The sequence below is a fragment of the Bradyrhizobium manausense genome, assembly GCF_018129685.1.
Taxonomy (GTDB): Bacteria; Pseudomonadota; Alphaproteobacteria; order Rhizobiales; family Xanthobacteraceae; genus Bradyrhizobium; species Bradyrhizobium manausense_D.
In genome coordinates, this window is the sequence record NZ_JAFCLG010000017.1 from 78,845 (window position 1) to 105,157 (window position 26,313).

A 26,313-nucleotide genomic window follows, 5' to 3' on the forward strand; every position below is an offset into this window, starting at 1 on the left:
CCGACCAGAGCGAAATTGCGCTCCCACCGCGGCGCGGCACAACGCCTGCAATTTCGACTTGCCGAACGACGACATGGCTCGATAACCTGCGGCAATCTGTAGCGGCTTTATCGATCATCCGACTTGAGACAGCGCCTGTTTTCGAGGGCCATGCCATTGACGAAAATCACCGGCGAGAAGGCGGGAGAGCAGAAGACCGTTGCGCCCTTTATTCCGCGATCCGTATTCGATCTGACGCAGCTCCCCCCGAAGGATGCCGTAGCGGCCTGGCAGGAGGCGCTCGGAAGCATGTACGACATCCGGCTCCACAATGATGGGCCGAATGAGCCGCTTCGCATTCGTACCAAGGCGTACCACTTCGACAGCTTCATCCTTGGCGCGCTCCAGGTCAGAGTGAAGCAGGATGTTGCACGCTCGCGTGCTCGCTATGCGCGGGACGGACTCGACAGCTACACGCTTCACTTCCACAGCAGGGAATGCGTTGCGTCGCCGGCGAACGGTTCGCAGCAGCGAATCCAATGTGGCGACCTGCTGATCCTCGATCAGGCACAGACGAGTTCATCCAGGCTCAACGGTCAGGACGATCTCTATATGGTCGTACCGCGCGCGATGCTGGCTCCGCTGCTGAATGCACCGGACGAGCACAACGCCCGCGTCATCTCTGGAAAGAATCCGTTGGTCGCGCTGTTCCGCAGCCATCTGCATGCGTTGTATCGGGCGAGTTCCGATCTCCAGGCCCAAGCCGCGTGCGCCGTCACCCACCCCACCCTCGAGCTCGCCGCGGCTGCCATCAACGAGAGCGTTCGCGAAGAGAATTCCATCGGACCGCAGATGGCCCTTGCCGCAGAGATATGTCGCCATATCGACGATCGTGCGATGGAGCCGGGCTTGACTGCGGAAAAGATCGCCGCAGCCTTCAACATGTCGGAGCGCAAGCTCTACTATCTCATGCGTGTCCATGGCGGAGTTGCTGCCTACATCCTGAAAGTCAGGCTGCGCCGTGTGCGCGCCGCGCTTGTCGACCCTGTGCACCGACACAAGACAATTGCCGAGATTGCGGAAAGCTACGGCTTCACGGATCCGACGAATTTCAGCCGCACGTTTCGCCGCATGTTCGACATGAGCCCACGCGCCATGCGCGCCTTCGCAGGCGCCGGCTGGCCTGGCGAGGTGTCCTCGCGCCATGGCGTCGGCACGATGTGGGATTGGATGCGCCACATCTGACGGGCGCTTCCTCGGGGGTCATTCCCGGAGCGTGCCCGAGCCTCGCATGAACCGCCATCGTCTCCGGATCGGCGTCCGGCCGCTGCGGATTCTGCATTAGCAGACGACCATTTGCAGCCACGGACAAATTGACGGCCCTGGCTACCGATTTTCTTGAATCCCAAGCCCAGCATTCTCAAAACTCGCACGTGAGCGGGACATCCGTTCTTGCGCGACGCCTGTGCAGGCCACGCGACGCAGTCTCGGAGCAATGCTTGGTGTGGCGGCCACGAATGAGAATGACGGTGGGACATCGGGTCGCCGAAAGCCGGTTTCGTGCGACTTGGCGCGATCATGGCTCACCCCGACGCGAGCGCTCGCCATACAGGCGGCGCGCAGTGATCCCGTCATGAAGTCCGACCGAGCAGCCATGGAGCGCGAGGCCCCGAGGATCGAGACGGATGCAACATTCACGAGCGTCGGCGTGCGGAGCCTCGTTGAGCGGTTCGTGCCGCACTTCTCCGAGCTGACGCAATCCCCGGTGGCCTGCGACTCCCAGGCGGTGCGGCTCCTGTTGGCCTATCTGCGCATGCTCGACGCCGAAGACACGATCGAAGATCCCGAAACACGACTTCTGGTGACGACCCATGTCCAGGATCTCGCCGCCCTGACGCTTAGCGGGACCCGCCATGCGCAAGCCGCCGCTGAGCAGCGCGGCATCCGCGCCGACAGGCTAGCTGCAGTCAAGGCAGACATTCTCGGCAATCTGGCCAGTCCGGAATTGTCAGTGGCGAGCGTGGCGGCCCGTCAGGGTTTGACGCCACGTTACATTCACATGCTGTTCGAAGCCGAAAGTGTGACCTTCTCGGAATATGTCGTCGGCAAGCGGCTGGCGCGCGCGCAACGAATATTGACCGACCCGCGCTTCGCCGACCAGACGATCAGCGTGATTGCGCTCGGGGTCGGCTTCGGCGATCTCTCCTATTTCAACCGCGCCTTCCGACGGCATTTCGGCATGACGCCGTCGGACATGCGAGAGGCTTCCCGGCGGGGAAGAGAAATCGGCCTCGATCACAAGCCGCTATAGGAATGAGCCGAAGGAGTTTCGACGGTCTGGCGTGACCGCAGGGACTCTGCGGGCCAGAAAGTTGCGCATCCCTCCCGCTCTAGGCGTATACCACCTCGTGCCGCATCACGAACGGCGCGAGCAGCGTGCGCACCTCGCCGGCGACGACCTCGCGCTGCTCAGGCGGCAGGCCCGCAAGCGTCACGGTGGCGATCGAGCCGTGGCTGCCATGGGCGCCGACCTTCACCTTGCAGTCGATGCCGCGCTCCGTCAGCGGCGTCAGCACCGTGGTGAACACGCGTTGCGCTGCGTCCCAGCGCAGCTGCGGCTTGAACACCTTGCCGACACCGGTCACCGGCATTGGGTCGATCGGAATGACCTGCACCGGCACCGCCGCACGCTCCGGGGTGCGCTCGCGCACCCAGGCCTCGAGCTCACCCGGCTCGACCGTCGCGCCGGGCTTCAGCTGCACATATCCGACCGGCAACTCGCCCGCGTAGGCATCGGGTTGGCCGACCACCGCGGCAAAGCCGACGGCGGGATGGCGGAACATGATCTCCTCGATCGGCGCCGGATCAATGTTGTGGCCGCCGCGGATCACGAGGTCCTTGGCGCGGCCGGTGATCCAGAGATAGCCGTCGGCATCAAGCCGTCCGAGATCGCCGGAATTGACCCAGACCTCGTCGACGAAGGCGCCCTTGTTGTGGGCGTCGTTGAGATAGCCGCCGAACACGCCGGGCCCGGCCATGATGACGACGCCGATCTCGTCCGGCTTGCAGTCGCGGATCAAATGGCCGTCGGCGTCCAACTGCACGATGCGCACGCGTGCGTAAGGCATGGGAAGACCGACCGAGCCGAGCCGGATCGGCCGTGACGGATAGGCCAGGGTGTGGACGCTCGATGTCTCTGTCATGCCGTAGACCTCGACGACCGGAAGCTTGAGCTTCTCCTGGATCGCCGAGCCCACGGCAACAGGGATCGCCGAGCCGCCGCCGGCCGCGTATTTGAGGCTGGAGATGTCGGCATCGCCCGGCGGCACCGCGAGCGCTGCGGCGAGCACCGTCGGCACGCTCGACAGCGCCTCGACCTTGAAGCGCCCGACCAGACCCCAGATGTTTTTCACCGCGCTCGGATTGCGCCAGCCGCTCGGCGACAGCACGACCAGCGAGCCGCCCGAGGACAGGGTCAGCAACACCTGCGTCAGCGAGCCGCCAACGTGAAACAGCGGCATGCCGAACAGCATGTTGGTGCCGGGCTTCGCCTTCAGAAGCAGGTTCAGCGCCCAGGCCTGATAGACTTGGTTGGCGTGCGTGTGCCGCACCAGCTTCGGCGTGCCGGTGGTACCGCCGGTGTGGAAATAGGCGGCAATGTCGCTGCCGAGAATCTTGCGCTCGCTGACAAGCCGGTCCGCAGGCTGCTGCCTGATCAGATCGTTGAATGCATACACGCCATTGGCGGGATCGCCACCGCCGCCCACCTGCACGATCGCCTTGAGGTGCTTGAGTTGCGGGCGGATCTGCTCGACCTTCTGCCAGATATCAGTGCCCGGCATTGGCCCGAGCGCCACCAGGATCTTCGTGTTCGCCGCCTCCAGGATCTCCGCGATCTGATGCGGCTCGAGCAATGGGTTGACGGGATTGGCAATGCCGGCGGCCTCGGCACCGAACAGGGTTACGAAGGCATCGGGCAGCAGTGGCAGCATGAAAGAGACGACGTCGCCCTTCCCCACGCCGAGCGCGTGAAACATGTTGGCGGCCCGCGTCACCCGCGCGATGAAGTCGCGGTAGGTGACGACGAGCGGCGTGTCGGCGGGATCGGCATTTTGCAAAAACTGGATCGCCGCGCCGTCAGGGTTGCGCGCAGCACCGAGTCCGATGGCATCATAGGTGCTCTCGGCCGCAACTCTGTCGGCGTACGGGACCTGTTCGAAGGCCCGAACTTCCTCGTCCGTCAGGAGCTCCGGATAGTCGTTGCCGATCAATCGATCGAGCGCGTGGATGCCCGCCATGGAATTCCGTCCTCCCTCAGATGTCCTCTCTCGCCGCCTGTCTTTTGACATTTGGTGCGGCGCGGCCTCGGCCGACCGGCCGACCGAGCAGGGCCACAATGATGGATGATTTGGCGTTCGTCCATTGCCTACCGGCTGCTGCGATAAACCTCGCCTGGGAGGCATTTGAACCTCCATGCCGGATCCGGGGACCAAGGACTGGCATCGGACTCATCTGCCAGCGTCCTGCCGCAAGACGTGAGGTGATCATGACCATGCCCCATCGGGACCGCGCCACGCGATTGATCCTCGCGCTCGCCATGACATCGGTGATCTCGGCGTCGACGATCGCCCTGCCGCGCGCCGCGCTCGCCGATAGCCAGCTGGACAAGATGCGGGCCAAGATCACAGCCTTCGTCGGTGACAAGATGCAGACACAGGGCGGCTCACGCATCATCTACAAGGTGGACAGCGACGGCCTGCGCGAAGGCGTCCTGACGGATCTGCGCGACGACGTCTACAAGATCTTGCACGACGGCCACATCGCCTATTCTGGCCTTGCGATCCGCAACGGCGGCGTCGATGTCAAGATCGCGGACCCCCGAGGTCGCGACCAGCTCGCGCGCAAGCTCACCGCCGCCGCAGAGGGACTGCCGTCGCATGCGACGTCCTGGACCGACGGTAGCGACGGAGCGGTCAGGCTCGCGCCGACGGACGCGGCAGCCGCGGCACGGCTGCACGACCTCGTCGAAGACTCCATCGCCATGATCGAGCAACGCCTCAAGGACGCCGACATCAAGCTCGTCAGCGTCGCCCCTGACGGGACGGACCGGATTCGCATCTTCCTGCCCGGCGTGACCGATCCCGAGCGCATCGCCGCAATCTTCGCCCGGAAGGTCAAGGTCAGCCTCCGCCAGGTCGATGTCTCGATGTCGCCGGAGCAGGCGCTGTCGGGCACGCCGCCTGAAGGGACCGAGGTCCTGCTCGGCTTCAAGGACAAGAAGCCCTATCTGGTCGCCAAGGACAACGCGCTGGACGGCGAGGACATCAGCGACGCTGCCCCCAGCTTCGCCCCCGGCACCAAGGATCCGGTTGTCTCCTTCCACTTCAACGGGCGCGGCACGCGGCGTTTCGCCCATCTCACCGAAGAGAATATCGGCAAGCCCATCGCCATTGCGCTCGACGGCACCGTGATCTCCGCCCCTGTGATCCGCGAACCCATCACCGGCGGATCGGTTCAGATCTCAGGCAATTTCACCCCGGAGGAGGCCAACAGCGTCGCCATGCAGCTGCGCGCCGGTTCGCTGCCCGGGCACCTGACCCTCGTCGAGCAGCAGGTCGTCCAGCCCGCCAAGCGGTAAGGCCTATCGGCCTTTTTGACACCCAGCGCCTCCTTGGACGCCTAAATCCACCGATCGCGCCAGCCCGAATCACGGGGGCGCCCCGGAACACGCGCGCAACGAACGGGCAATTGCCGAAATTGCGGTTCGGGCTAAAATTTGCCTGTTGCGGAGCGGCGACCGAAAGTTTCATTCAAGCAGTCGTCATTCGATTTCGGCTATAGGTGTCGAGCATACCGACCAGATTTGAAGGCCTTACGCAGGGATAGTACCATGCCGTCCGGCAGCGCAGACATTTCCTCGATCCTCGACCGCATTCTCGATGCGGCCACGGATAACCTCAGGATCGCGAAGATCCTGGTCCAGATGGGCCTCGATCCCAACAACGTCACTTATGACGCGATATTCAATCGGCTGCTCGAGATCTTCGTCCATAACATCACGCTCGCCAATATGTTTGCCGCGGTCGGCGCCGGCTTTTTCGTCGCCACCATCCTGATGCGAACGATGGTGCCCTTGCGCGTCGCCAACATGATCGGCTGCGCGTTCTTCGCCATCTTCGGCGCGCTCTCCGCCAACGTCTCGACCTTCCTGCTCTATCTCCTGATGGTACCAATCAACGCCCTTCGGCTGCGGCAGATGCTCAAGCTGGTCAAGAAAGCGCGCCATGCCGCCGAAGGCGACATGTCGATCGAATGGCTGAAGCCGTTCATGACCGAGCGCAAATATCGCCGCGGCGACACGCTGTTCAAGCTGGGCGACCCGGCCCAGGAGATGCTCCTCACGGTCACAGGCAAGTTCCTGGTCAAGGAGATCGGCGTCGAAATCGGGCCCGGCGCGCTGATGGGCGAGCTCGGCTTCCTGACCCCGGACAACCGGCGCACCGGAACGATCGAATGTATCGAAGACGGCCACGTGCTGACGATCACCTATGACCGCCTGCTCGAGATCTACTTCCAGGATCCGCAGTTCGGCTATTACTTCCTGGTGCTGAGCAGCCAGCGCCTCCTGCAAAACATCGAACGTCTGCAGAAACAGCTCGCGGCAGCGCAGGCGGCGACCACGAACAAGATCGCCTGATCGCGGCTCAGCTCAGCAGCAGTGCCATACCAGGATCGCCCTTCTCCATCGCGCGCCGGTAGGCTGGACGCGCGCCGATGCGGGCGAGATATCTGACCACATTCGGGCAGCGGGCGAGGTCGTAGGGCTGGAAATAGCGCATCGTGGTGAGCGAGAAGACCGTCATGATGTCGGCCGTGGTGAAGGTGCTCCCGGCCAGATAGTCCGCATCGCGCAGGCGCGCGTCGACCAGGTCGAAAGCGCGATCGACGCGCGCCTTCGTGGCCGTCAGCATCGGATTGTCGTCAGTGAGCTTGAGCCGGTTCAGCAGCATCAGCCGGCCCATGCCGGCCTGCAACGTGCCGTTGGCGAAGTGAAACCAGTACAGGAATTGCGCGAAGTCGGGATCGTCGGCACCGAGCACGAGGCGCCCATTGCCATATCTGGCGATGATAAGGTCGACGATGGCGCCGGACTCGGCGAGCACCAGATCGCCGTCGGTGATGACGGGCGCCGATCCGATCGGATGCAGCGCCTTGTAGTCTGGCGGCGCCAGCATGGTGACGGGATCGCGCGTGTAGCACTTCAGCTCATAAGGGATCCCGAGCTCCTCGCAGAGCCAGACGATACGCTCGGATTGCGATCGGCCGAGATGGTGGACGGTGAGCATGGATGTCTCCTGAAGAGATGAAGCAAAAACTGGCGCCGCATCCTATCCCGTCCTTGCGAGCGCAGCGACGATGCTGAAGGAGCGTGCCCTATCCCACCTCGTCCGTCACCATGCGCGCCACGACGCGGTCGCGGCGAATGAACTGGTGCCAGAGAGCTGCAATGACGTGGATCCCGATCAGGGCCAGCAGCACATAGGCAACGAAAATATGTCGGTCCTCATAGGCGTCCGCCGCGGCTTTGTCCGGAGACGTGAACTGCGGCACGTGAAAAAGGCCAAAGAAATCCGAGTAGTTGGTCGCGCGCGCGCCGGAATGGGCCCAGCCCAGCATCGCGACCAGGATGACCACGAGATAGAGCGCGCCGTGGCTGACACGGGCCGCGATCTTCTGCCAGCGCAAGGACTCGGCCGGCAAGGCCGGCGTCGGGTTGATGGCGCGCCAGGCCAGGCGCAGCCCCGTGAGCAGCAGGATCACGTAGCCGATATCGGCGTGGATCGAGCGGTAGAAGAACCTGTCGGCGCGCGCCGGAATATGATTCATCCACCAGCCGAACCCGATCATCCCGATGATCGTCAGCGCCAGGCCCCAGTGAAACCACCGGGCAACGCTTCCCCAGCCGGTCCTCGTATTTCTGATCATGTCGGCCCCCGAAAATTTGCGGATGTCCCAACCGCAGCGCAGCACGGCTGATAGCGGCAACAGGCGGCAAACGTGAAATTGAATCGTTCCAAATTGGGCTTTGGTCGTCCCCGCCGCAAAACCGCCCAAAAAACCGAATGGTAACCATGACGGGCTAGGGTAGCGACGTGACCAAATCCCCGACGATCCTGGTATTCGATTCCGGTCTTGGCGGCCTCACCGTGCTGCGTGAGGTCGTGGCCGCGCGCCCGGATGCGCATTATACCTACGTCGCCGACGACGCCTTCTTCCCCTATGGGAATCACAGCGAGGACGAGATCATCGCCCGCGTCGTGCCGCTGATGGGAAAACTGATCGGCGCCCATGATCCTGATCTCGTCGTCATTGCCTGCAATACGGCCTCCACCCTGGTCCTATCGCACTTACGTGCCGCTTATTCCGTGCCCTTCGTCGGCACGGTGCCGGCGATCAAGCCGGCCTGCGCCCGGTCGAAGACCCGCCGCGTCTCGGTGCTCGGCACCAAGGGCACCGTCAAGCGCGAATACACCAGGGCGCTGATCCGCGATTTCGCGCTAGGATGCGAGGTCACGCTGGTCGGCTCGCCCGAGCTGGCCTCGCTCGCGGAGCGTGAGCTCAGCGGTCATCCGATCAGCGACGCCGACATTCTGGCCGAACTCGCCCCCTGCTTCGTCGGGGATGCCAAGGACGCGGGCGCACGCACGGACATTGTGGTGCTCGCCTGCACGCACTATCCGCTGCTGCTCGGCCGGATGGAAAAGCTCGCGCCCTGGCCGGTCGAATGGATCGACCCGGCACCGGCTATTGCTCGCCGCGTCTCCGACCTGCTCGGCCCGCACTGCGGCACCATCGCGCAGACGGGTGCCGAGATGATTTTCACCTCGAACCGCGTGCATGGCCTCGGGTCCACGCTGACGCCGTTCTTCGGCGGGCGCGCGGTCGCCTGACTTTTCGCAGGCCCGGAGCGCTGCTAGGCTTCGCGCATCGTCATCTCGCGAAGGTCATGCCATGTCGGTCCCCGCAACGCCGCTCAACCGCCTCCGCCAGATGTGGCGCGAGGGCCGCCCCGCCTTCGGCGCGATCGCAACGATTCCGAGCGTGCAGACGGTGCAGATCATGGCGCGCTCGCTCGACTGGATCATCGTCGATCTCGAGCACGGGCCTATCGGCCTCACCGAAGCGCATGCGATGATCGCGGCGACGACGGGCACGCCGTGTACGCCCCTGGTGCGGATCGCGGCGAACGAGCCGTGGCTTGCGAAGGCGCCGATGGACATCGGCGCCTTCGGCATCAACTTTCCGATGATCACCAACTCTGCGGAAGCGGAGAAAGCAGTGCGCAGCGTGCGCTATCCGCCGCGCGGCGACCGGCTCTGGGGCCCCTTCCACGCCCCGTTCCGCTGGGGCCAGTCGATGCCTGACTACATGGCGTCCGCCGATGACGAGATGATCTGCATGATCACGATCGAGCATGTCGATGCCGTCAACCGCATCGACGAGATCATGGCAACGCCCGGCATCGACGTTGCCGTCATCGGCCCCGGCGATCTCGCCACCTCCATCAACAGGCGCGGACAGATGGACGATCCGGAACTGCTCGCATTGATCGCGCGGGCCGAGGCCGGCATTCTCAAAAGCGGCGTGCCGATCGGCGGCGTGGCGCGCACCGCCGAGCAGGCCAACCAGCTGATCGACCGCGGCTACCGCGCGATCGCGCTCGGCTTTGACTGGTCGCTGTTCCAGCGCGGCATCATGGCGGCGTTCGACGGGATCAAGCGCTGAACGGCGGCCTGAGCTCTTGAGGCTTGCCGCGAACGGCAGTGCTGCTAGGTTCGGCGACCTTTTCGCCGTCCCTTATGTCAGCCCGCGGGAACCGGAGAACGATGCGCGGTCAACCCAAGAACATCTCGCTCCCGCGCCGGCTGATTATCGACCTCATGCACGCCTCGACGGGCGTGCCTTTCGTCTCTCTCGCCCGATCGCTCAAGATTGGTCCCCTGCTGGAGGCCCGCGCGGGAGCTATGACGCCTGCCGGCTGGGCGGCGATGTTCGTCAAGGCCTTTGCCCTGGTGGCCAGGGACGAGCCGGTCCTGCGCACCGTCTATGCCAAATGGCCCTGGCCGTCGCTCTACGAACTCCCCAATAGCGTGGCGTCGGTGGCCATCGCCCGGGTCGAGGCCGGCGAGGAATGCGTCATGCCGCAGCGAATCGCGGCTCCGGAGACCATGACGCTGGCCGCCGTCGACGCCGAAATCCGGCGCGCCAAGACGGCCCCGATCGACGACGTTCCCATGTTCCGCAAGATCATGCGGGTCACCCGGCTGCCGCTGCCGTTGCGGCGCCTGTCCTGGGCGGTGGGGTTGAATTTCGGCCGGCAGCGCGGCAACTGGTTCGGCAGCTTCGCGGTGAGCTCGGTGGCCGCCTATGGCGGCGGCGAACTCCACCCGATCACGCCCGGCCCCTTTATCGTCAGTTATGGGCTGGTCGAGCCCGACCAGACCATCCATGTCGTGATCCGCTGGGACCATCGGGTCACAGACGCGGCCCCCATGGCGCGGGTCCTGACGCGGCTGGAACGGGCCCTGAACACTGAAATCGCTGCCGAATTACAGGCCGTCGGCCCCAAGCCGATTCGGGCTGTCGGGACGTGAATCCGGGCTATTCGCATTGACAGCGAACCCCAAACTCCCCTAAAAGCCGCCTGCTCGCGGGCCGATTTCGGCCCGCGAAGCGTTTCGCGACCCGTGGTCGGCTCCCTCCAGCTTTGGGGATCGGACCTGTCGGTGCCGGGATGTCCCGTCACACAGGAGGGCGCGTTTCCTCAAACCATGCAACCGAAGAGGACGCGATGACTAAGCGCAGTGAGGCGAAGTACAAGATCGATCGCCGTATGGGCCAGAACATCTGGGGCCGCCCCAAGAGCCCCGTGAACCGCAGGGAATACGGCCCCGGCCAGCACGGCCAGCGCCGCAAGGGCAAGCTCTCGGACTTCGGCGTGCAGCTGCGCGCCAAGCAGAAGCTGAAGGGCTATTACGCCAACATCAGCGAACGCCAGTTCCACGGCATCTATGTCGAGGCGAGCCGCCTCAAGGGTGACACCGGCGAGAACCTGATCGGCCTGCTGGAGCGTCGTCTCGACGCGGTCGTGTACCGCGCCAAGTTCGTCTCGACGATCTTCGCCGCGCGCCAGTTCATCAACCACGGCCACGTCAAGGTGAACGGCCGCAAGGTCAACATCTCGAGCTACCAGGTGAAGGTCGGCGACGTCGTCGAGGTCAAGGAAGCCTCCAAGCAGCTCGCGCACGTTCTCGAAGCCAGCCAGCTCCCCGAGCGTGATACCCCCGACTATCTCGAAGTCGACCACGGCAAGATGACGGCAAAATACGTGCGCATTCCCGCCCTCTCCGACGTGCCGTTCCCGGTGCAGATGGAGCCCCATCTGGTCGTCGAATTCTATTCGCGCTGATCATATCGGCAGAACGACATTCAAAGGCCCCGGTTCTCCGGGGCCTTTTTGTTTGGTAGCATGCCATCGATGTCTCGCATGGCCGACCAATTCGCCAATACTCTGCCTTCGGCAGCGCCGACTGAAGCAGGTCTTCGAGCGTGGAAGACTCTCTCGCGCGGCGAGCAGGTCCGCCTCTATCGGGGGCTGTTTGCTCACCCCGATTGCAATACCTTCACACCGGACACGGCAAACGACATCCTCTTCGCCGCGCGACAGCGCGTCGCTGAACGTTCTCGTGGCTAGTGCAGGCCCCGCACGAAATACGTCGCAATTGTTCGACTAGATGAAATGACGAGACCAGCCATGCTCTACACCCCTCCTCCCGTTGATCCCAAGGCGCCGCCGGTGCGCATCAATCTGCTCTCGGACACGCAGACCAGGCCGACGGCCGCGATGCGCGAGGCGATGGCGCGGGCCGAAGTCGGCGACGAGCAGGTCGGCGACGATCCGACCGTGAATGCGCTGTGCGAGCGCGTCGCCGCGCTGATGGGCAAGGAGGCTGCCGTCTACATGCCCTCGGGGACGATGTGCAACGTCACCGCGACGCTGGTGCATTGCCGTCCCGGCGACGAGATGCTCGCGCATGAGACCGCGCACATCATCGCCCGCGAAGGCGGTGCGCATGCTGCGATCGGCGGCTTTCAGGTGACGCAGCTCAAGGGCGCCGACGGCCAGTTCACGCCGGAGACGTTCCGGAAAGCCCTGCATCCACGCACGCGCTATCAACCACCGCAGACCGTCGTCAGCGTCGAGCAGACCGCCAATATCGGTGGCGGCACCATCTGGAAGAAGGCCGCACTCGACGAGATCGTCGCGATCGCCAGGCAGCACGGCCTCGTCACCCACATGGACGGCGCGCGCCTGCTCAATGCGACCGTCGCGACCGGCATCTCGGCGCGCGACATGACCGCGGGCTGGGATTCGGCCTGGATCGACTTCTCCAAGGGCCTGGGCGCACCGATCGGCGCCGTGCTCGCAGGCACGCGCGAATTCATCGACGCGGTCTGGCAGTGGAAGCAGCGCCTCGGCGGCTCGATGCGGCAGGCCGGAATCTGTGCGGCCGCCTGCATCTACGCGCTCGACCATCACGTCGACCGCCTCGCCGACGATCACGCCAACGCGCGCGCGCTCGCCCGCGGGCTGTCGCAGATCGATGGCATCGAAGTGCAGGAGCCCGAGACCAACCTCGTGTTCTTCAAGCCCGACGGCGCCGGCATTCCCGGTGACAAGATGGTCGCGGCCCTGCGCCAGCGCGGCGTGACGCTGGCGATGATGGACGGCCGTATTCGCGCCTGCACCCATCTCGACGTCAATGCGAGCCAGGTCGAGGAAACGCTCGGCTACATCAGAGAGATCGTGCGCGGGGCGTAACTACCGCCCGATCGCCCGAGAAACCAAGGTCTTCCCACGCCGACCTTCATGCCGGCAAAGGCGGGAATGTCTTTTGAGACCGGATCACCGAGCGCGAGCCTCGCAGCGGCGCGCGCGGCGCCCGAACATGTCAATTCTCCATGGCTTCATAGACCAGTTGCTTCAATGTCCGCTGGACCCGCTGCCGCTCGGTCGGGGTCTGCTCAAGCAGCACGAAGAACATGTCCTGCTTGCGATCGATCACCAAATAGCAACCGCTGGCGCCGTCCCACTTCAATTCCCCGAGATCGCCGGGCGGCGGCGGCTTGGCGTTACCGGGATCGGTGCGGACGGCAAACCCAAGTCCCATGCCAAAACCGTCACCGGGAAAATAGAAGTAGTCCCGCTCAACGCCGGAGTCCTTGCCGACATGGTCCGATGCCATCAGCTCGAACGTCTTGGGGCTGAGATAGGTCTTGCCCTCGAACGTTCCTCCATTGACCAGCATCTGCCCAAAGCGCGAAAAGTCCGCCATGGTCGAGACCATGCCGCCGCTGGCGGATTCCCACTTCTGGCGAACCTCGGTCCTGTACTCGCGGCCGACCCGGAAATTGCTGTCGTTAGGCAGCGGCTGGGCGAGCCGTTTCAGCCTCTCCGGTTCGGTGACGAAGAAGCCTGTGTCGGTCATACCGAGCGGATCGAGCAGCTTTTCCTTCTCGAGTTCGAACAATGTCTTTCCGGACACGATCTCCATGATCCGCGCCAGAATGTCGGTGGAATGGCCGTACTGCCAGAGCGCACCGGGTTGATTGTGCAGCGGCAGCTTGGCGATTCGCTCGGCGAACTCGGCGAGATCGAATTCGCCCGCGTAGATGTTGGCGTCGCGATAGGCCTTGCGAACCAGACTGTCGCCGTAGAAGCCGTAGGTGATCCCGGAGGTATGGCGCATCAGGTCGAGAATGGTAATGGGCCGGACCAATGGTACCAGCTCGAGCGTCTTGGTGCCGTCCTCGGCCTTCTTCTCCTCACCGACCTTCACATTGGCGAAGGACGGGATGTATTTGGAGACGGGATCGTCGAGCTTGATCTTTCCGTCCTGGATCAATTGCATCGCCACAACGGAGGTGACCGCCTTGGTTAGCGACGACAGACGGAAGATCGTCTTGTCCGTGATCGGCGCCTTGCTGACCACGTCCTGCACACCGAAGGCCTCGTGGTAGACCGGCTTGCCGTGCTGCTTGATCAGCACGGTTGCGCCGGCGATCTTGCCGGTCGCGACCTCATTCTTGAAGAACTCGCTGACCTTGGCGAGCTTGTCCTGATTGAAATGCGCACCGGCCGGAATCTCGTAGGTGCCCTCCGCGCGCGCGAGCGATATCGTCCCAAACGAGACGAGCGCGCCGCAGGCCAAGGCAAATCGTGCAAATCGTAAAATCATATCCCCTCCCCGGAACATGGCGGGCGGAGTGTACTGACCGGGTCAGTCAGCACAAGGGCTACCGTACCGCGCCAAAACGTCCGAGTGCAGGGCGGCGCTTGCTTCCGAAAAACAACAGAATATGACCTGGCCGACCAACGGCGCGGTCGGCAGGGCGTCGATGGTCGTATCGATGGCAATCTTGGCGGCCCGGTCGGCGGGAAAGCGGAAAATGCCGGTCGAAATCGCGGGGAATGCCACTGAGGCCAGCTCGCGTGTCCCGCACAATTCCAGTGAGCGGCGATAACAGGAGGCGAGCTGGTCGTCCTCGCCCAGCGTACCGCCGTTCCAGACCGGTCCCACTGTGTGGATCACGTGCGAGGCCTTGAGCCGGTAGCCTTTGGTGATCTTGGCGTCGCCCGTCTTGCAGCCGTGGAGCATGCGGCATTCGGCAACCAGCTCGGGCCCGGCCGCCCGATGGATCGCACCATCGACACCGCCTCCACCGAGAAGCGACGAATTCGCGGCGTTGACGATGGCGTCAACGCTCAGCGTGGTGATGTCGGCAACGACGATGTCGAGCTGGACGCCGCCGATCCGGCGCGTCAGCACCGTCACGGATCAGGCCGCGACGACGACGCCCTTCTCGGACAAGAGCTGCTGCAATTCGCCGGCCTGGAACATCTCGCGGACGATGTCGCAACCGCCGACGAACTCGCCCTTCACGTAGAGCTGAGGGATGGTCGGCCAGTTCGAATATTCCTTGATGCCGTTGCGCAGCTCGGCGGATTCGAGCACGTTCAGGCCCTTGTAGCCGACGCCGACGTGGTCGAGAATCTGCACGACCTGGCCGGAGAAACCGCACTGCGGAAATTGCGGCGTACCCTTCATGAACAGAACCACGTCGTTCGACTTCACTTCGTTGTCGATGAATTCCGCGATGCTCATATCCGTGTCCTTTTGGGGCTCGAGCCCTCACCTATCAATCCGGGCCGGCTCAGCCGATCTAACCCGATACCTGCCCATATATGTAGCCCAAACCGTTGTGCATCCAAAGTAAAATGGCGGCGAACCGCCCTGGACATCAGGCCGGGGCGGCCCTGCGCCATTGCATGATGGCATGAATATCATAGCCGGGGAGGACTTTCATACCGTAACGGAGCCCCTATCTAGGACGAACCTCGGGTTTGGAACCTGAGATCGCCAACAACGTTCTTTTGTCCTGTCTGGAGAAAAACGTGACGAAACAAGCCTCCGCTACGGCCACGCCGCCGCTTTCGTCACCAACGGCCGCGCAGGGCAGCCTTGCGCAGGCGCTGGAGGCTGCATTCGTGGCCGTCCGTACCGAGACCGAGCGCCGAGCCGCGCCGCTGTCGCCCGAGGACCAGCAGATCCAGTCCATGCCGGACGCGAGCCCTGCGAAATGGCATCGGGCGCATACCACCTGGTTCTGGGAGCAGTTTCTGCTGGGTGAGCACGCGCCCGGCTATCGGCCCTTCCACCCCGACTTCGCGTTCCTGTTCAATTCCTATTACGTCAGCGCCGGCCCGCGCCATGCCCGCAATCATCGCGGCGACATCACCCGGCCCAGCGCCGCCGAGGTCGGCGCCTACCGTCGCCATGTCGATGCAGCCGTCGTCACATTCTTCCGCGAGGCCGGCGAGGACAAGATTCGCGAGATCGCGCCGCTGGTCGAGGTCGGGCTGAACCACGAGCAGCAGCATCAGGAATTGATGCTCACCGACATCCTGCACGCCTTTGCGCAGAACCCGGTCTATCCGGCTTACGACGCAGATTGGCGCTTTCCGTCTGCGACGCGCACCGGCGACGACTGGCTGACGCTCAACGAAGGTATCCACACCGTCGGCCATGTCGACGACAGCTTTCATTTCGACAACGAGAAGCCCGCACATCGCGCGCTCGTCGGCCCCGTGAAGATCGCGCGCAATCTCGTCAGCAATCGCGAATGGCTGGCCTTCATGCGCGACGGTGGCTACCGGACGGCAACACTCTGGTTGATGGACGGCTTCGCCGCGGCCGGCAAGGAAGACTGGCAGGCCCCCGGCCATTGGCGCGAGATCGATGGCCAGTGGCACGTCATGACGCTCGGCGGCGTCAAGCCGGTCGATCCTGACGCGCCGGTCTGCCACATCAGCTATTACGAGGCCGATGCGTTTGCGCGTTGGGCGGGAAAGCATCTGCCGACCGAGATGGAGTGGGAGGTCGCGGCCCGCACCAGGCAACTCAACGACGCCTTCGGCATTGTCTGGCAGTGGACGCGTTCGTCGTATTCGCCCTACCCCGGCTACCGCGCCATCGAAGGTGCGCTCGGCGAATACAACGGCAAGTTCATGGTCAACCAGCTGGTGCTGCGCGGTTCGTCACTTGCGACGCCGGACGGTCATAGCCGTGTCACATACCGCAACTTCTTCTATCCGCACCACCGCTGGCAGTTCACGGGGTTGCGGCTCGCTGACTATTTCTAGTTCTCATCCGACGACACATACGCGCCGGACAGCGCGTTCAGGAGAGTATCATGAATGTGCACGCCAGCGCTTTGGCCGAAGCCCATCTTCCCGACGAGCAGACCACTGCCTTCGCGCGCGAGGCCATCGAGGACCTCTCGCAGCAGCCGAAAAAGCTGTCGCCGAAATATTTCTATGACGCGACCGGATCGGAGCTGTTCGAGGCGATCACGCGCCTGCCGGAATATTATCCGACGCGCACCGAGCTTGCGATCCTGAAGGAGCGCGGCAGCGAGATCGCGAAGATCATCCCGGAGCATGCGGCCCTGGTCGAGTTCGGCGCCGGCGCGACGACGAAGGTCCGCCTGCTGCTCAATCAGTGCAAGTTCGCCGCCTATGTGCCGGTCGATATCTCCGGCGACTTCCTGCGGGCCCAGGCCAACGGACTCAAGCGCGACTTCCCCTCGCTCAGCATCTATCCGGTGGCCGCCGACTTCACCACGCCGTTCGAGCTGCCGAAGGCGGTCGCCTCGATGCCGAAAGTCGGTTTCTTCCCGGGATCGACCATCGGCAATTTCGAGCCGCATGAAGCCCAGGCCTTCCTCAGGAGCGCGCGCCAGATCCTGGGCAAGGGCGCGCAGATGATCATCGGCGCCGACCTCGAGAAGGACGAGCGCCTGCTCCACGCCGCCTATAACGATGCGGCCGGCGTCACCGCGCGCTTCAATCTCAATGTGCTGGTGCGGATCAACCGCGAGCTCGGCGGCAATTTCGACCTCTCCGCCTTCACCCATGGTGCGATCTACAATCACGAGCGACACCGGATCGAGATGCATCTGATCAGCCGGAAGAACCAGACCGTGCGCCTGCTCGGCACCAGCTTCTCGTTCCGGCCGGGCGAAACCATTCACACCGAGAACAGCTACAAATACAGTATCGAGCGTTTTGCCGCGCTGGCGCAGGGCGCCGGGTGGCGCGTGCGCGAGAGCTGGACGGACGCGGCGAAGATGTTCTCGGTGCACGCGCTGGAGGCGGCGGAGTAAAAGCTCCGGCGCCTCAGTGCTCATCGACCTCTTTTGGTTTCGACCCCAGCGACACCGACTCCCACACTGCGACCGCGATCATGATCGCGCTCGTCGCGACCGATAGCCAGAGCGGCGACAGATCGGCGGCGAACCACCACAGCGCCAGCAGCAGGATGATGCCGATGCCGTGGGAGAGCTGGAGGAAGCCGCGGATCGAGTGCTTGAACAGGATGGTGCCGACCAGGAACACCAGCGGCCCGCCGATCGTGCTGACGATGGTGCGGACATCGGAATGGCCGCTCGGGTGCTTCAGCACGAGTTCGTCCGAGACCGCGGTGAGAATGATTCCGGCGACGATCGGCATGTGCAGATAGGTGTAGGCGAGCCGCGCGACGCGGCCGGATTCGGCGGCCTTCGAGATCACCTCGGAGCCGGCTTCAGCGCCCTTGTGGAAATAGATCCACCACATCGCGATGCTGCCGACGAGGCACGAGACGAACGCCAGAATGTTGTCCGCGGTCCAGTCGAGTTCGGCGAAGGTCGCACCGTTGACGACCACGGCCTCGCCGAGCGCAATGATGATGAAGCCGGCGCAGCGCTCGGCCATGTGGCCGCCATCGACGGCCCAGGCCTCGACCGACGAGAAGCCCAGCTTCGGCACCCAGAAGCGCACCGCGGGCGAGACGTATTCAATCGTCAGCGCCACGATCCAGAACCACAGTCTCGCCTGGCCATGGGCGAGGCCGCCAAGAATCCAGAACACCGCGGAGCCGCAGAGCCAGACCAGGATGCGGATCGCATTGTGCCGGACTGCAGTGCGATGGCGCGGAGTTGCGAGCAGCCAGAAGGCGGTGCGTCCGACCTGCATGGCCGCATAGGCGATCGCAAACCAGAGGCCGCGGCCATCGAAGGCGGTTGGAATCGTGGTCGACAGCACGAGACCGCCCAGCATCATCAGGAAGATCAGGATGCGGACCGGCGTCAGGTCGGGGTTGAGCCAGTTGGTGACCCAGGCGGTGTAGACCCACACCCACCACACGGCCAGGAACAGCAGCGTGACCTGAACTGCACCCAGCGGCGTGAAATGGTGCAGCAGCGTGTGCGAGACTTGCGTGACGGCGAAGACGAAGACGAGGTCGAAGAACAGCTCGGCATTGGTGACGCGGCTGGGCTGGTTCGGCACGATGACGCGAAACATCGCGCCGCGTGGATTGTCCGCAGCCATCAGCGTCCCCGTTGCGCGATCAGGTCAGGTACAATTTCGTCAAGTACCTGGTACGCCGGTTTGCAGCGCCAGCGCGTGCAGCACGCCGCCCATCTGGCCCTGGAGGGACCGGTAGACGATCTGGTGCTGCTGGACGCGGGACTTGCCCCGGAAGGATTCCGAGATCACGGTTGCGGCATAGTGGTCGCCATCGCCGGCGAGGTCACGGATGGTCACCTCGGCATCGGGGATCGCTGCCTTGATCATCGCCTCGATATCGTGGGCGTCCATGGGCATTCGGGTCTTGCTCCTGTGTCGGCTTACAGCCTCGGCATCGAATCGCTTGCCGGGGTCCGGATCTGTCAGGCCAAACTTGCCGGCAGGGCGAAACTTAGCGTGAACGGACTTCTACGTCACGCCTTCAGGCACTATATCCCTGATCCCATCAGGATAAAGGCACGACAAAGTGCCGCGCGCGGCAGATCGAACGAAAAGGCGTGAAATCATGAAACTTCCAGGGCCCGACCACCCGATCACAATCACCCCAAACCCCCGGCGCGTCCGCGTGACGGCGGGCGATATCGTGATTGCCGAGAGCACCCGGGCGCTGACGCTGAAAGAGGCCAGGTATCCGGCGGTGCAATATCTGCCGCGGGAGGATGCCAACATGGCGCTGCTGGAGCGCACCGGGCGTACCACCCACTGCCCGTACAAGGGCGACGCCAGCTACTTCAGCGTCAAGGCCGACGGCAAGACGCTCGACAACGCGATCTGGACCTATGAGACGCCCTTCCCCGCGATGACCGAGATTTCAGGTCACCTCGCGTTCTATCCGGACAAGGTGAAGATCGAGGAAGTGGGCTGATCGATCACCGCTCAGTTCCTGGCCGCCTGCTCGATATCGATCCGGGCCCAATTGCCTGCTTCGGCGATCCATAGTGCGGTGGTGCCGGCTTCCTGTTTCCCGTAACTGGCGGACATGGTTGTCGTTGCGTAAGCGATGACACCATCGTTCTCGGCAAGGTGCGCCCAGTGCTCACCTTCCGAGGGTCCATATGGAGAATCGAGAACCTTCGTCCATCCCTTTGGGCCTAGCGCAAAGACCCCTGCGCCGACAAAGCTCGCGATCAACTTGTCGGCAGACGTCCGTGCAATGGCCTCGCACTGCCCTGGTGTTTCAAGCACGACGGCACCCTCGTCATCGAGCCGGACGAGTCCGCCCTTGCCGCCTCTCGCGAAAATTCCATCCGCTGTTCCCAAAACCTGCCTCAGCCGCGCCAGCGGCAAGGTCCTGCCTTCGCTCCAGCCATTTCCCTTTCGCCAGTAGAATGCATAGTCGCAGGGGTCCGGCCCTCCGATGCAAAACCCCAAGCGCATGATGCGCACTTCCCGACCGCGAAAAAAAGCCACGCCTACGGACCCGCTATATTGCGGTGCCGCCGGCGACGATTCCATGGACCACTGGTCGGGTGAATTCCAGGCCCAGACATGATCAGCACCAATCAGGCGCAGCCCGGTTGCATCGGATATTGCGCGGAAGCCTTCGGCCATGTCGCCACGACTGTAATAACCATTCGGCGGGGCCGGAAGAGCGACACGATGCCAACCGGTGCCGTCAAGCCGTTGGAGGACGCCATCGTGGGCGTGTTGAATCCACAGGCTGGTTTCATCGGCCCACGGCCCTTCAACGACATCGTCTCCCGGATACCAAGTATGCAAAGACTTGATACTGGTGCCCTGCAGCTCGATGAGCCCGATGTTGGTCGCGACGTAGAGCTGGCCTGCATCAAATGCGACGCCCGAGAAGCCAAAATGAGCGTAGTCAGGAAGAGACGCGATGCGCCTGACGATTTCCGTCGGCGGCAGCGTCTTGGCGACCGCGCCGCGCTGATCAGCCGCCTCACCGCAGCCCGCCAATACGACGGCAACAAGACTCGCTACGCCGAAGCATAATCGGAAGCGTTCGGACAAGGCCGCCCGAGTCGATGAAAATATCCGCCCCATCGGGTTTCGTTGGGCCCATTCCGGAAAAACACGCAACCAGAGGTTACCTGGATTTGTGTCTCCTTGCCCAGCAACAAAACGTGGTATCCTCACCAACCGTGCGGTGGACCTGCCCGGGCTACGCCCTGAAGATCGTGAGCCCGAGGACAAGTAACACCAGGAAGATCACGACGAAGACGTAGAACAGGAAGCGGGCAATGTCGGCGGAGGCGGCGGAGATGCCGGTGAAGCCGAGCACGCCGGCCACGATCGAGATCAGCAGGAATATCAATGCCCATTTCAAGATCGTCATTGCCAGCTCCGCAACTTCGGCCACTGCAGGCGATGGCCCCTCAGCCGTGTCGGAAACGCTAACCGCTTCGTAGGGAACAGGTTCCCAAAGGCACGGCAGAGAGTTGTTGCGGCGCAAACTGCGCTTGCTGAATCGGGTTCCCGGCGGCACAGTCCGGCCGGGACGGGAGCACTATCGGGGGCGACCATGAGCACAATGTCACATACCGCAACCGCCGGCGCCGAAGCGCATGCCGCGCCGAAGGCCAAGACGCGCAATATGTCGCTCGACCGCGCCCGCACCTTCCTGACGCTGGTGGTGCTGCTGCACCACGCCGTGATCCCCTATACCTATTTCGGCCACACCGACCCGACGTCCTTCTTCGGCTTCGACATGATCGTGCTGGCGACCGACAGCTTCTTCATGGCGATGTTCTTCTTCCTGTCGGGACTGTTCGCGTGGTCGGGAATCGCGCGCAAGGGGCCGGCGAGCTATCTGGCGGACCGCATCCGCCGGCTCGGCATACCGTTCGTGATCTGTGCATTCACGGTCATTCCGATCGCCTACTACGCCATCTCGCTGCGGAATGATCCCGAGATCGGCTTTTCGCAATTCTGGTGGACCACGATCACGAAAGGTCCGTGGCCATCAGGACCGATCTGGTTCCTCTGGGTCCTGTTCGCGTTCGACCTGATCGCATGCCTTCTGTACAGCCTGCGGCCCAACCTGCTCGATCCCATCAACCGTCTCTCGGTGCGCGGGCGGCGCCGACCCGCCGAGTTCTTCGCGGTCATGCTGGCCGTCAGCGCCGCGTTCTATGTCCCCGGGCTGATGTATTTCGGACCCAGCAGCTGGTTCGAGTTCGGGCCGTTTTCGGTCCAGCATGGGCGCGTGATGCTCTATGCGACCTACTTCTTTTTCGGCGCCGGCATCGGCGTTGCGAATATGGATCGCGGACTGCTCTCGGCTGAAGGCAGAATGGCGAAGGTGAGCTGGGAGTGGTTGGTCCTGGCGATCGTGCCGTACTGCCTGCTCTGGGTGCTGATCTTCATCAAGCGAGAGATCCTGGGCAATCCGTCGCCACTGCCGAACTGGTATGAAGGAACCTACGCCGCCTGCGTCACCGTCTTCAGCGTGGCCATCATGTTTCTGATCCTGGCCTTCTTCCAGCGGTTCAAACAATCGGGTTCGGCAAGGCTGCTCGATCCGATGCAGGCGGACGCCTTTGGCATGTTTTTGGTGCACTACCCGATCGCGCTTTGGCTGCAATACTGGCTGTTCGACTATGACCTGCCAGCGATCGTCAAGGCGATGGTCGGATTCGTGCTGACGGTCGCGCTCAGTTGGGCGCTGACACGCGCCTTGCGCCAGATTCCCGGGGCAACGAAGGTGCTGTGAGTTGGGGAAGGCGGCCTTACGCCGCCTTGCCGCCCATGTACTCCGGCAGCCAGCGCTCGTGCGACGTGCGCAAGCTGTCGATCGACACGGGCGGCTCGCCCGCGATCGCAATGGCATCACCGCCGGTGGTGCCGATCCGCACGCAGGGCACCTCGCAGCCGCGCATCTTGGCGAGCACGCGGCCGGCTTCGGTTTCCGGCACGGTGACGAGATAGCGCGCCTGGTCCTCGCCGAACCAATAGGCGTGTGACACGAGCGACGTCGGCGCAGCCAGAAGCTTCGCGCCGATGCCGCCCGCCATCGCCATCTCGGCGAGCGCGATCAAGAGGCCGCCATCGGAGAGATCGTGCACGGCGGTTGCCGTACCCGCATGGATCATGCCGCGCACGCAATCGCCATTGCGCTTCTCGGCGGCAAGATCGACCGGCGGCGGCGCGCCCTCCTCGCGACCGCAGATGTCGCGCAGGTACACCGACTGGCCAAGCCAGCCATGGGTCTCGCCGATCAAGAGGATCGCCTCGCCTTCGGCCTTGAAGGCAAGCGACGCCGACTTGGTGAAATCGTCGAGCAGGCCGACGCCACCAATCGACGGCGTAGGGAGGATCGCGCGGCCGTTGGTCTCGTTGTAGAGCGAGACGTTGCCGGACACGACCGGGAAGTCGAGCGTACGACAGGCTTCCGAAATGCCCTTCAGACACCCGACGAACTGGCCCATGATCTCGGGCCGTTCAGGGTTGCCGAAATTCAGGTTGTCCGTGATCGCAAGCGGCTTGCCGCCGACCGCCGTGATGTTGCGCCAGGCTTCCGCCACCGCCTGCATGCCGCCCTGATAGGGATCGGCCTCGCAATAGCGCGGGGTGACGTCGACGGTGAGGGCGAGGCCCTTCGGCCCGTCCTGCACGCGCACGACGGCGGCATCGCCGCCGGGGCGCTGTAGGGTGTTGCCGAGGATGACGTGGTCGTACTGCTCCCAGACCCAGCGCTTGCTGCACATGTCGGGCGTGCCGATCAGCTTCTCCAACGCAGCCCCCAGCCCCATCGGCGCCGGCACCTCGCGCGCATGCACGACCGGCAGCGCTGCGGAGGGAACGTGCGGCCGGTCATAGAGCGGCGCCTCGTCGCCGAGCTCCTTGATCGGCAGGTCGGCCATGACGTCGCCGCCATGCTTGACCACGAAGCGCTTGCTCGGCGTGGTGTACCCGACCACCGCGAAGTCGAGCCCCCACTTCTTGAAGATCGCCTCGGCTTCCTTTTCCTTCTCGGGCTTGAGCACCATGAGCATGCGCTCCTGGCTTTCAGAGAGCATCATCTCGTAGGCGCTCATGCCGGTCTCGCGGGTCGGCACCGCGTCGAGATCGAGATCGACGCCGAGATCGCCCTTGGCGCCCATTTCCACCGCCGAGCAGGTCAGCCCCGCCGCGCCCATGTCCTGGATCGCGATGACGCAACCCTTCTCCATGATCTCGAGACAGGCCTCGAGCAGCAGCTTCTCAGCGAAGGGATCGCCGACCTGCACCGTGGGGCGCTTCTCCTCGGACTTGTCGTCGAACTCGGCCGACGCCATCGAGGCGCCGTGAATGCCGTCGCGGCCGGTCTTGGAGCCGAGATAGACGATCGGCATGTTCACGCCGGAGGCCGCCGCATAGAAGATCTTGTCGGCGTCGGCGAGGCCGACCGCCATCGCATTGACGAGGATGTTGCCGTCATAGCGGGTGTGGAAGCGCACCTGGCCGCCGACCGTCGGCACGCCGAAGGAATTGCCGTAGCCGCCGACACCGGCGACGACGCCGGAGACGAGATGCCGCGTCCTGGCATGCTCGGGCGCGCCGAAGCTCAGCGCATTGAGGCAGGCGATCGGGCGCGCGCCCATGGTGAAGACGTCGCGCAGGATGCCGCCGACGCCGGTCGTCGCGCCCTGATAGGGCTCGATGTAGCTCGGATGGTTGTGGCTCTCCATCTTGAAGACCACGGCCTGGCCATCGCCGATATCGATCACGCCGGCATTCTCGCCGGGACCCTGGATCACCCAGGGCGCCTTGGTCGGCAGGCCGCGCAAATGGATACGCGAGGATTTGTACGAGCAGTGCTCGTTCCACATCGCCGAGAAGATGCCGAGCTCGGTGAAGGTCGGCTCCCGCCCGATCAGCTTCAGGATGCGCTCGTATTCGTCGGGCTTGAGCCCGTGGGCGGCAACCAGCTCGGGGGTGATCTTGGGTTCGTTCGTCATGGCTTCAGGGGCTTTCGGCGTGCGTTTGGCCGTTCTTAGGAAGATCGGACGGCTTCGAAAAGCCCTTTATGGCTCATTTTCCCGCTGTCCCGCGTTTTGCACGGTGGGCCGGCGGGAACGGGAATTGCAAGGCGCTGACGGATCGGATTTAAGGGCTCAAGACCCGTAATTGAAGGCCCATGTTTTAAGGTCCATGTCCTTGCACGAATTGACCAAAGTCCCCGCAACCCGCCGCCCCGACCTGCATGTCGCCACCGAGGGCGAATTCACGGGCTGGCGGACCTGGATTCGCGACAGCTTCGAGAGCCATATCGGCCCCTTCTGGCACAAGGTCGAAGACGATGGCAGCGTCCGTTGCGCCTTCCGTGTCGAGAAAAAGCACCTGAACGGCGCCAAAAACGTCCACGGCGGCTGCTTCATGGCCTTCGCCGATTATTGCCTGTTTGCGATCGCCACAAACGAGCTGGACGGGCCGGCGGTGACCACCAATTTCGCCTGCGATTTCCTCGACGCGGCCCGCGAGGGCGAGCTGATCGAATGCACCGGCGAAGTCTCCCGCGCCGGCGGCTCGCTGATCTTCCTGCGCGGCAAGCTGACCTCGGCCGGCCGGCCGCTGTTCACCTTCTCCGGCACGATCAAGCGGGTGAAGCGGAAGCCGTAGCGCCCCGCTCAAGCCGATATCTGCTTCTCCGCGATCGACAGCCACTCGGCCTGCGCATTGCGCAGATATTTCGGCGCGCGCCGCATCTGGATCAGCAGCTCGTTGAACACCATGCGCGCCTCGGCGGTGCGGCCGACCGTTTGCAGCAGCATGCCGTAGCGCACCCGCGCTTCGGCACCGGGGAAGTAGCCTGCGACGGCGTGAAATTCCTCGAGGGCCTCATCGAGGCGGCCGACCTCGGCGAGCGCGCGGGCATACAAAAGATGCGCGTCGGCGGAATCGAAGTCGGGCCATTGCTTCTGGAGATCGTCGAGCGTTGCCAGCGCATCGGCCGGGCGTTTGGCCGAAAACTGGGCCTGTGCCTTTCGAAGCGCATAGTTGGGATCGTGCCCCATCGGCAGCTTCAGGATGTGGTCATAATGCTGCTCGGCTTCGCTGTAACGGCCAATAATCGCGCACTCTTCGGCGAGCGCCGCGCGGTTGGCGATGGTGTCGGTGCCCGCCAGGTGGTCGCACAGCTCGCGGTAGCGCTTCTCCGGATCGAGCCTGTTGGCGACGCGTTGGCGCGCCTGCCGCGCGCCCGGGCTGGACAACCATTCCGGGACAAGTTCGACGGCGATGTAAGCGAGCGCGCCGACCAGCGGGACCATCAGGATGATGAAGGCCCAGGGCTGCAGCCGCCCGGTGCGCGAGGCGTGATAGATCAGCGAGATATCGAGCAGCAGTACGACCAAAGCGACGGGCATGTGACATCCACGAGCACAGCGGGAGCGCAGGCCTCCTGATATCGCAACTGATGC

Annotated in this window: 27 protein-coding genes; 15 read left to right on the forward strand and 12 right to left on the reverse strand. The window is 63.8% G+C overall.

Annotated features, from left to right (window positions below; translation table 11 throughout):
- The first annotated feature begins 150 nt into the window (after positions 1 to 150).
- Positions 151 to 1,224 carry a helix-turn-helix domain-containing protein gene (locus JQ621_RS28110; protein ID WP_212239451.1) on the forward strand — a complete coding sequence of 358 codons (1,074 nt, stop codon included), beginning with the start codon at positions 151 to 153 and terminating at the stop codon, positions 1,222 to 1,224.
- 250 nt (positions 1,225 to 1,474) lie between these two features.
- On the forward strand, positions 1,475 to 2,290 hold the full coding sequence (locus JQ621_RS28115; RefSeq protein WP_212239452.1) for a helix-turn-helix domain-containing protein: 816 nt from the start codon (positions 1,475 to 1,477) through the stop codon (positions 2,288 to 2,290).
- A 79-nt stretch (positions 2,291 to 2,369) separates the two neighbouring features.
- On the opposite strand, the gene JQ621_RS28120 is transcribed toward JQ621_RS28115, so the two are convergent.
- On the reverse strand, positions 2,370 to 4,277 hold the full coding sequence (locus JQ621_RS28120) for an acyl-CoA synthetase (RefSeq protein WP_212239454.1): 1,908 nt from the start codon (positions 4,275 to 4,277) through the stop codon (positions 2,370 to 2,372).
- A gap of 248 nt (positions 4,278 to 4,525) precedes the next feature.
- On the opposite strand from JQ621_RS28120, the gene JQ621_RS28125 reads away from it, so the two are divergent.
- Positions 4,526 to 5,617: a SecDF P1 head subdomain-containing protein gene (locus tag JQ621_RS28125; RefSeq protein WP_212239456.1), complete on the forward strand. Its 1,092-nt coding sequence runs from the start codon at positions 4,526 to 4,528 to the stop codon at positions 5,615 to 5,617.
- A 252-nt stretch (positions 5,618 to 5,869) separates the two neighbouring features.
- Positions 5,870 to 6,676 carry a Crp/Fnr family transcriptional regulator gene (locus JQ621_RS28130; RefSeq protein ID WP_212239459.1) on the forward strand — a complete coding sequence of 269 codons (807 nt, stop codon included), beginning with the start codon at positions 5,870 to 5,872 and terminating at the stop codon, positions 6,674 to 6,676.
- A gap of 7 nt (positions 6,677 to 6,683) precedes the next feature.
- Here JQ621_RS28130 and JQ621_RS28135 read toward each other — a convergent pair whose 3' ends face one another.
- Together JQ621_RS28135 and JQ621_RS28140 are read right to left on the reverse strand one after the other, a co-directional pair.
- A complete protein-coding gene (locus JQ621_RS28135; RefSeq protein ID WP_212239462.1) occupies positions 6,684 to 7,325 on the reverse strand; it encodes a glutathione S-transferase family protein in 642 nt (213 codons plus the stop codon).
- A gap of 88 nt (positions 7,326 to 7,413) precedes the next feature.
- The gene (locus JQ621_RS28140) at positions 7,414 to 7,965 is read right to left on the reverse strand and encodes a cytochrome b (protein ID WP_212239464.1); all 552 of its coding nucleotides are present in this window, start codon (positions 7,963 to 7,965) and stop codon (positions 7,414 to 7,416) included.
- 167 nt (positions 7,966 to 8,132) lie between these two features.
- On the opposite strand from JQ621_RS28140, the gene murI reads away from it, so the two are divergent.
- The 6 genes from murI (at position 8,133) to JQ621_RS28170 (ending at position 12,862) form a co-directional block, all read left to right on the forward strand.
- Entirely contained in the window at positions 8,133 to 8,930 is a 798-nt protein-coding gene (gene murI / locus JQ621_RS28145) for a glutamate racemase (protein ID WP_212239466.1), read from the forward strand.
- 61 nt (positions 8,931 to 8,991) lie between these two features.
- Positions 8,992 to 9,765 carry an HpcH/HpaI aldolase family protein gene (locus JQ621_RS28150; RefSeq protein WP_212239468.1) on the forward strand — a complete coding sequence of 258 codons (774 nt, stop codon included), beginning with the start codon at positions 8,992 to 8,994 and terminating at the stop codon, positions 9,763 to 9,765.
- 101 nt (positions 9,766 to 9,866) lie between these two features.
- Entirely contained in the window at positions 9,867 to 10,634 is a 768-nt protein-coding gene (locus JQ621_RS28155; protein WP_212239470.1) for an acyltransferase, read from the forward strand.
- Positions 10,635 to 10,831: 197 nt separating this feature from the next.
- Positions 10,832 to 11,449 carry a 30S ribosomal protein S4 gene (gene rpsD, locus JQ621_RS28160; protein ID WP_212239480.1) on the forward strand — a complete coding sequence of 206 codons (618 nt, stop codon included), beginning with the start codon at positions 10,832 to 10,834 and terminating at the stop codon, positions 11,447 to 11,449.
- Between the two features lie 78 nt (positions 11,450 to 11,527).
- Entirely contained in the window at positions 11,528 to 11,734 is a 207-nt protein-coding gene (locus JQ621_RS28165; RefSeq protein ID WP_249125626.1) for a hypothetical protein, read from the forward strand.
- A 60-nt stretch (positions 11,735 to 11,794) separates the two neighbouring features.
- On the forward strand, positions 11,795 to 12,862 hold the full coding sequence (locus JQ621_RS28170) for a threonine aldolase family protein (RefSeq protein WP_212239484.1): 1,068 nt from the start codon (positions 11,795 to 11,797) through the stop codon (positions 12,860 to 12,862).
- 130 nt (positions 12,863 to 12,992) lie between these two features.
- On the opposite strand, the gene JQ621_RS28175 is transcribed toward JQ621_RS28170, so the two are convergent.
- The 3 genes from JQ621_RS28175 to grxD are packed head-to-tail and all read right to left on the reverse strand — an operon-like array spanning position 12,993 to position 15,206.
- On the reverse strand, positions 12,993 to 14,279 hold the full coding sequence (locus JQ621_RS28175) for a serine hydrolase domain-containing protein (RefSeq protein WP_212239486.1): 1,287 nt from the start codon (positions 14,277 to 14,279) through the stop codon (positions 12,993 to 12,995).
- A gap of 42 nt (positions 14,280 to 14,321) precedes the next feature.
- Entirely contained in the window at positions 14,322 to 14,876 is a 555-nt protein-coding gene (locus JQ621_RS28180) for an O-acetyl-ADP-ribose deacetylase (RefSeq protein ID WP_212239488.1), read from the reverse strand.
- A 3-nt stretch (positions 14,877 to 14,879) separates the two neighbouring features.
- Positions 14,880 to 15,206, reverse strand: a complete 327-nt coding sequence (gene grxD / locus JQ621_RS28185) for a Grx4 family monothiol glutaredoxin (protein ID WP_212239491.1) — start codon at positions 15,204 to 15,206, stop codon at positions 14,880 to 14,882.
- A gap of 239 nt (positions 15,207 to 15,445) precedes the next feature.
- Between grxD and egtB the strand changes: the two genes are divergently transcribed.
- Both egtB and egtD read left to right on the forward strand, forming a co-directional pair.
- Entirely contained in the window at positions 15,446 to 16,744 is a 1,299-nt protein-coding gene (egtB, locus tag JQ621_RS28190) for an ergothioneine biosynthesis protein EgtB (RefSeq protein ID WP_212239494.1), read from the forward strand.
- A gap of 50 nt (positions 16,745 to 16,794) precedes the next feature.
- A complete protein-coding gene (egtD, locus tag JQ621_RS28195) occupies positions 16,795 to 17,766 on the forward strand; it encodes an L-histidine N(alpha)-methyltransferase (protein ID WP_212239507.1) in 972 nt (323 codons plus the stop codon).
- A 13-nt stretch (positions 17,767 to 17,779) separates the two neighbouring features.
- Here egtD and JQ621_RS28200 read toward each other — a convergent pair whose 3' ends face one another.
- Entirely contained in the window at positions 17,780 to 18,973 is a 1,194-nt protein-coding gene (locus JQ621_RS28200; protein ID WP_212239509.1) for a low temperature requirement protein A, read from the reverse strand.
- A 39-nt stretch (positions 18,974 to 19,012) separates the two neighbouring features.
- On the reverse strand, positions 19,013 to 19,249 hold the full coding sequence (locus tag JQ621_RS28205; protein ID WP_015685068.1) for a BolA family protein: 237 nt from the start codon (positions 19,247 to 19,249) through the stop codon (positions 19,013 to 19,015).
- Between the two features lie 208 nt (positions 19,250 to 19,457).
- Between JQ621_RS28205 and JQ621_RS28210 the strand changes: the two genes are divergently transcribed.
- On the forward strand, positions 19,458 to 19,817 hold the full coding sequence (locus JQ621_RS28210; protein ID WP_212239511.1) for a DUF427 domain-containing protein: 360 nt from the start codon (positions 19,458 to 19,460) through the stop codon (positions 19,815 to 19,817).
- An 11-nt stretch (positions 19,818 to 19,828) separates the two neighbouring features.
- Here the strand turns inward: JQ621_RS28210 and JQ621_RS28215 are convergent, their stop codons facing one another.
- On the reverse strand, positions 19,829 to 20,923 hold the full coding sequence (locus JQ621_RS28215) for a hypothetical protein (RefSeq protein WP_212239513.1): 1,095 nt from the start codon (positions 20,921 to 20,923) through the stop codon (positions 19,829 to 19,831).
- A gap of 151 nt (positions 20,924 to 21,074) precedes the next feature.
- Positions 21,075 to 21,248 (reverse strand): DUF1328 domain-containing protein, encoded by a 174-nt coding sequence (locus JQ621_RS28220; RefSeq protein ID WP_008139417.1) that lies wholly within the window; start codon positions 21,246 to 21,248, stop codon positions 21,075 to 21,077.
- Positions 21,249 to 21,434: 186 nt separating this feature from the next.
- Here JQ621_RS28220 and JQ621_RS28225 point away from each other — a divergent pair, with 186 nt between their 5' ends.
- Complete coding sequence (locus tag JQ621_RS28225; protein ID WP_212239515.1) at positions 21,435 to 22,625, forward strand: acyltransferase family protein; 1,191 nt, start codon at positions 21,435 to 21,437, stop codon at positions 22,623 to 22,625.
- 16 nt (positions 22,626 to 22,641) lie between these two features.
- Here JQ621_RS28225 and purL read toward each other — a convergent pair whose 3' ends face one another.
- Positions 22,642 to 24,852: a phosphoribosylformylglycinamidine synthase subunit PurL gene (gene purL / locus JQ621_RS28230; protein WP_212239517.1), complete on the reverse strand. Its 2,211-nt coding sequence runs from the start codon at positions 24,850 to 24,852 to the stop codon at positions 22,642 to 22,644.
- A 199-nt stretch (positions 24,853 to 25,051) separates the two neighbouring features.
- On the opposite strand from purL, the gene JQ621_RS28235 reads away from it, so the two are divergent.
- Positions 25,052 to 25,513, forward strand: a complete 462-nt coding sequence (locus JQ621_RS28235; RefSeq protein WP_212239519.1) for a PaaI family thioesterase — start codon at positions 25,052 to 25,054, stop codon at positions 25,511 to 25,513.
- Between the two features lie 8 nt (positions 25,514 to 25,521).
- Here JQ621_RS28235 and JQ621_RS28240 read toward each other — a convergent pair whose 3' ends face one another.
- The gene (locus tag JQ621_RS28240) at positions 25,522 to 26,259 is read right to left on the reverse strand and encodes a tetratricopeptide repeat protein (protein WP_212239521.1); all 738 of its coding nucleotides are present in this window, start codon (positions 26,257 to 26,259) and stop codon (positions 25,522 to 25,524) included.
- Positions 26,260 to 26,313 lie beyond the last annotated feature (54 nt).

Coding starts and splice junctions, on each gene's coding strand:
- JQ621_RS28165 (WP_249125626.1), top strand. CDS start 11,528: ATGGCCGACCAATTCGCCAATACTCTGCCTTCGGCAGCGCCGACTGAA.
- JQ621_RS28115 (WP_212239452.1), top strand. CDS start 1,475: ATGCTTGGTGTGGCGGCCACGAATGAGAATGACGGTGGGACATCGGGT.
- JQ621_RS28240 (WP_212239521.1), bottom strand. CDS start 26,259: ATGCCCGTCGCTTTGGTCGTACTGCTGCTCGATATCTCGCTGATCTAT.
- JQ621_RS28205 (WP_015685068.1), bottom strand. CDS start 19,249: ATGCCCATGGACGCCCACGATATCGAGGCGATGATCAAGGCAGCGATC.
- grxD (WP_212239491.1), bottom strand. CDS start 15,206: ATGAGCATCGCGGAATTCATCGACAACGAAGTGAAGTCGAACGACGTG.
- JQ621_RS28150 (WP_212239468.1), top strand. CDS start 8,992: ATGTCGGTCCCCGCAACGCCGCTCAACCGCCTCCGCCAGATGTGGCGC.
- JQ621_RS28140 (WP_212239464.1), bottom strand. CDS start 7,965: ATGATCAGAAATACGAGGACCGGCTGGGGAAGCGTTGCCCGGTGGTTT.
- JQ621_RS28135 (WP_212239462.1), bottom strand. CDS start 7,325: ATGCTCACCGTCCACCATCTCGGCCGATCGCAATCCGAGCGTATCGTC.
- JQ621_RS28175 (WP_212239486.1), bottom strand. CDS start 14,279: ATGATTTTACGATTTGCACGATTTGCCTTGGCCTGCGGCGCGCTCGTC.
- JQ621_RS28155 (WP_212239470.1), top strand. CDS start 9,867: ATGCGCGGTCAACCCAAGAACATCTCGCTCCCGCGCCGGCTGATTATC.
- JQ621_RS28225 (WP_212239515.1), top strand. CDS start 21,435: ATGAGCACAATGTCACATACCGCAACCGCCGGCGCCGAAGCGCATGCC.
- rpsD (WP_212239480.1), top strand. CDS start 10,832: ATGACTAAGCGCAGTGAGGCGAAGTACAAGATCGATCGCCGTATGGGC.
- JQ621_RS28210 (WP_212239511.1), top strand. CDS start 19,458: ATGAAACTTCCAGGGCCCGACCACCCGATCACAATCACCCCAAACCCC.
- purL (WP_212239517.1), bottom strand. CDS start 24,852: ATGACGAACGAACCCAAGATCACCCCCGAGCTGGTTGCCGCCCACGGG.
- egtD (WP_212239507.1), top strand. CDS start 16,795: ATGAATGTGCACGCCAGCGCTTTGGCCGAAGCCCATCTTCCCGACGAG.
- JQ621_RS28200 (WP_212239509.1), bottom strand. CDS start 18,973: ATGGCTGCGGACAATCCACGCGGCGCGATGTTTCGCGTCATCGTGCCG.
- JQ621_RS28130 (WP_212239459.1), top strand. CDS start 5,870: ATGCCGTCCGGCAGCGCAGACATTTCCTCGATCCTCGACCGCATTCTC.
- JQ621_RS28170 (WP_212239484.1), top strand. CDS start 11,795: ATGCTCTACACCCCTCCTCCCGTTGATCCCAAGGCGCCGCCGGTGCGC.
- JQ621_RS28120 (WP_212239454.1), bottom strand. CDS start 4,277: ATGGCGGGCATCCACGCGCTCGATCGATTGATCGGCAACGACTATCCG.
- JQ621_RS28125 (WP_212239456.1), top strand. CDS start 4,526: ATGACCATGCCCCATCGGGACCGCGCCACGCGATTGATCCTCGCGCTC.
- JQ621_RS28220 (WP_008139417.1), bottom strand. CDS start 21,248: ATGACGATCTTGAAATGGGCATTGATATTCCTGCTGATCTCGATCGTG.
- JQ621_RS28110 (WP_212239451.1), top strand. CDS start 151: ATGCCATTGACGAAAATCACCGGCGAGAAGGCGGGAGAGCAGAAGACC.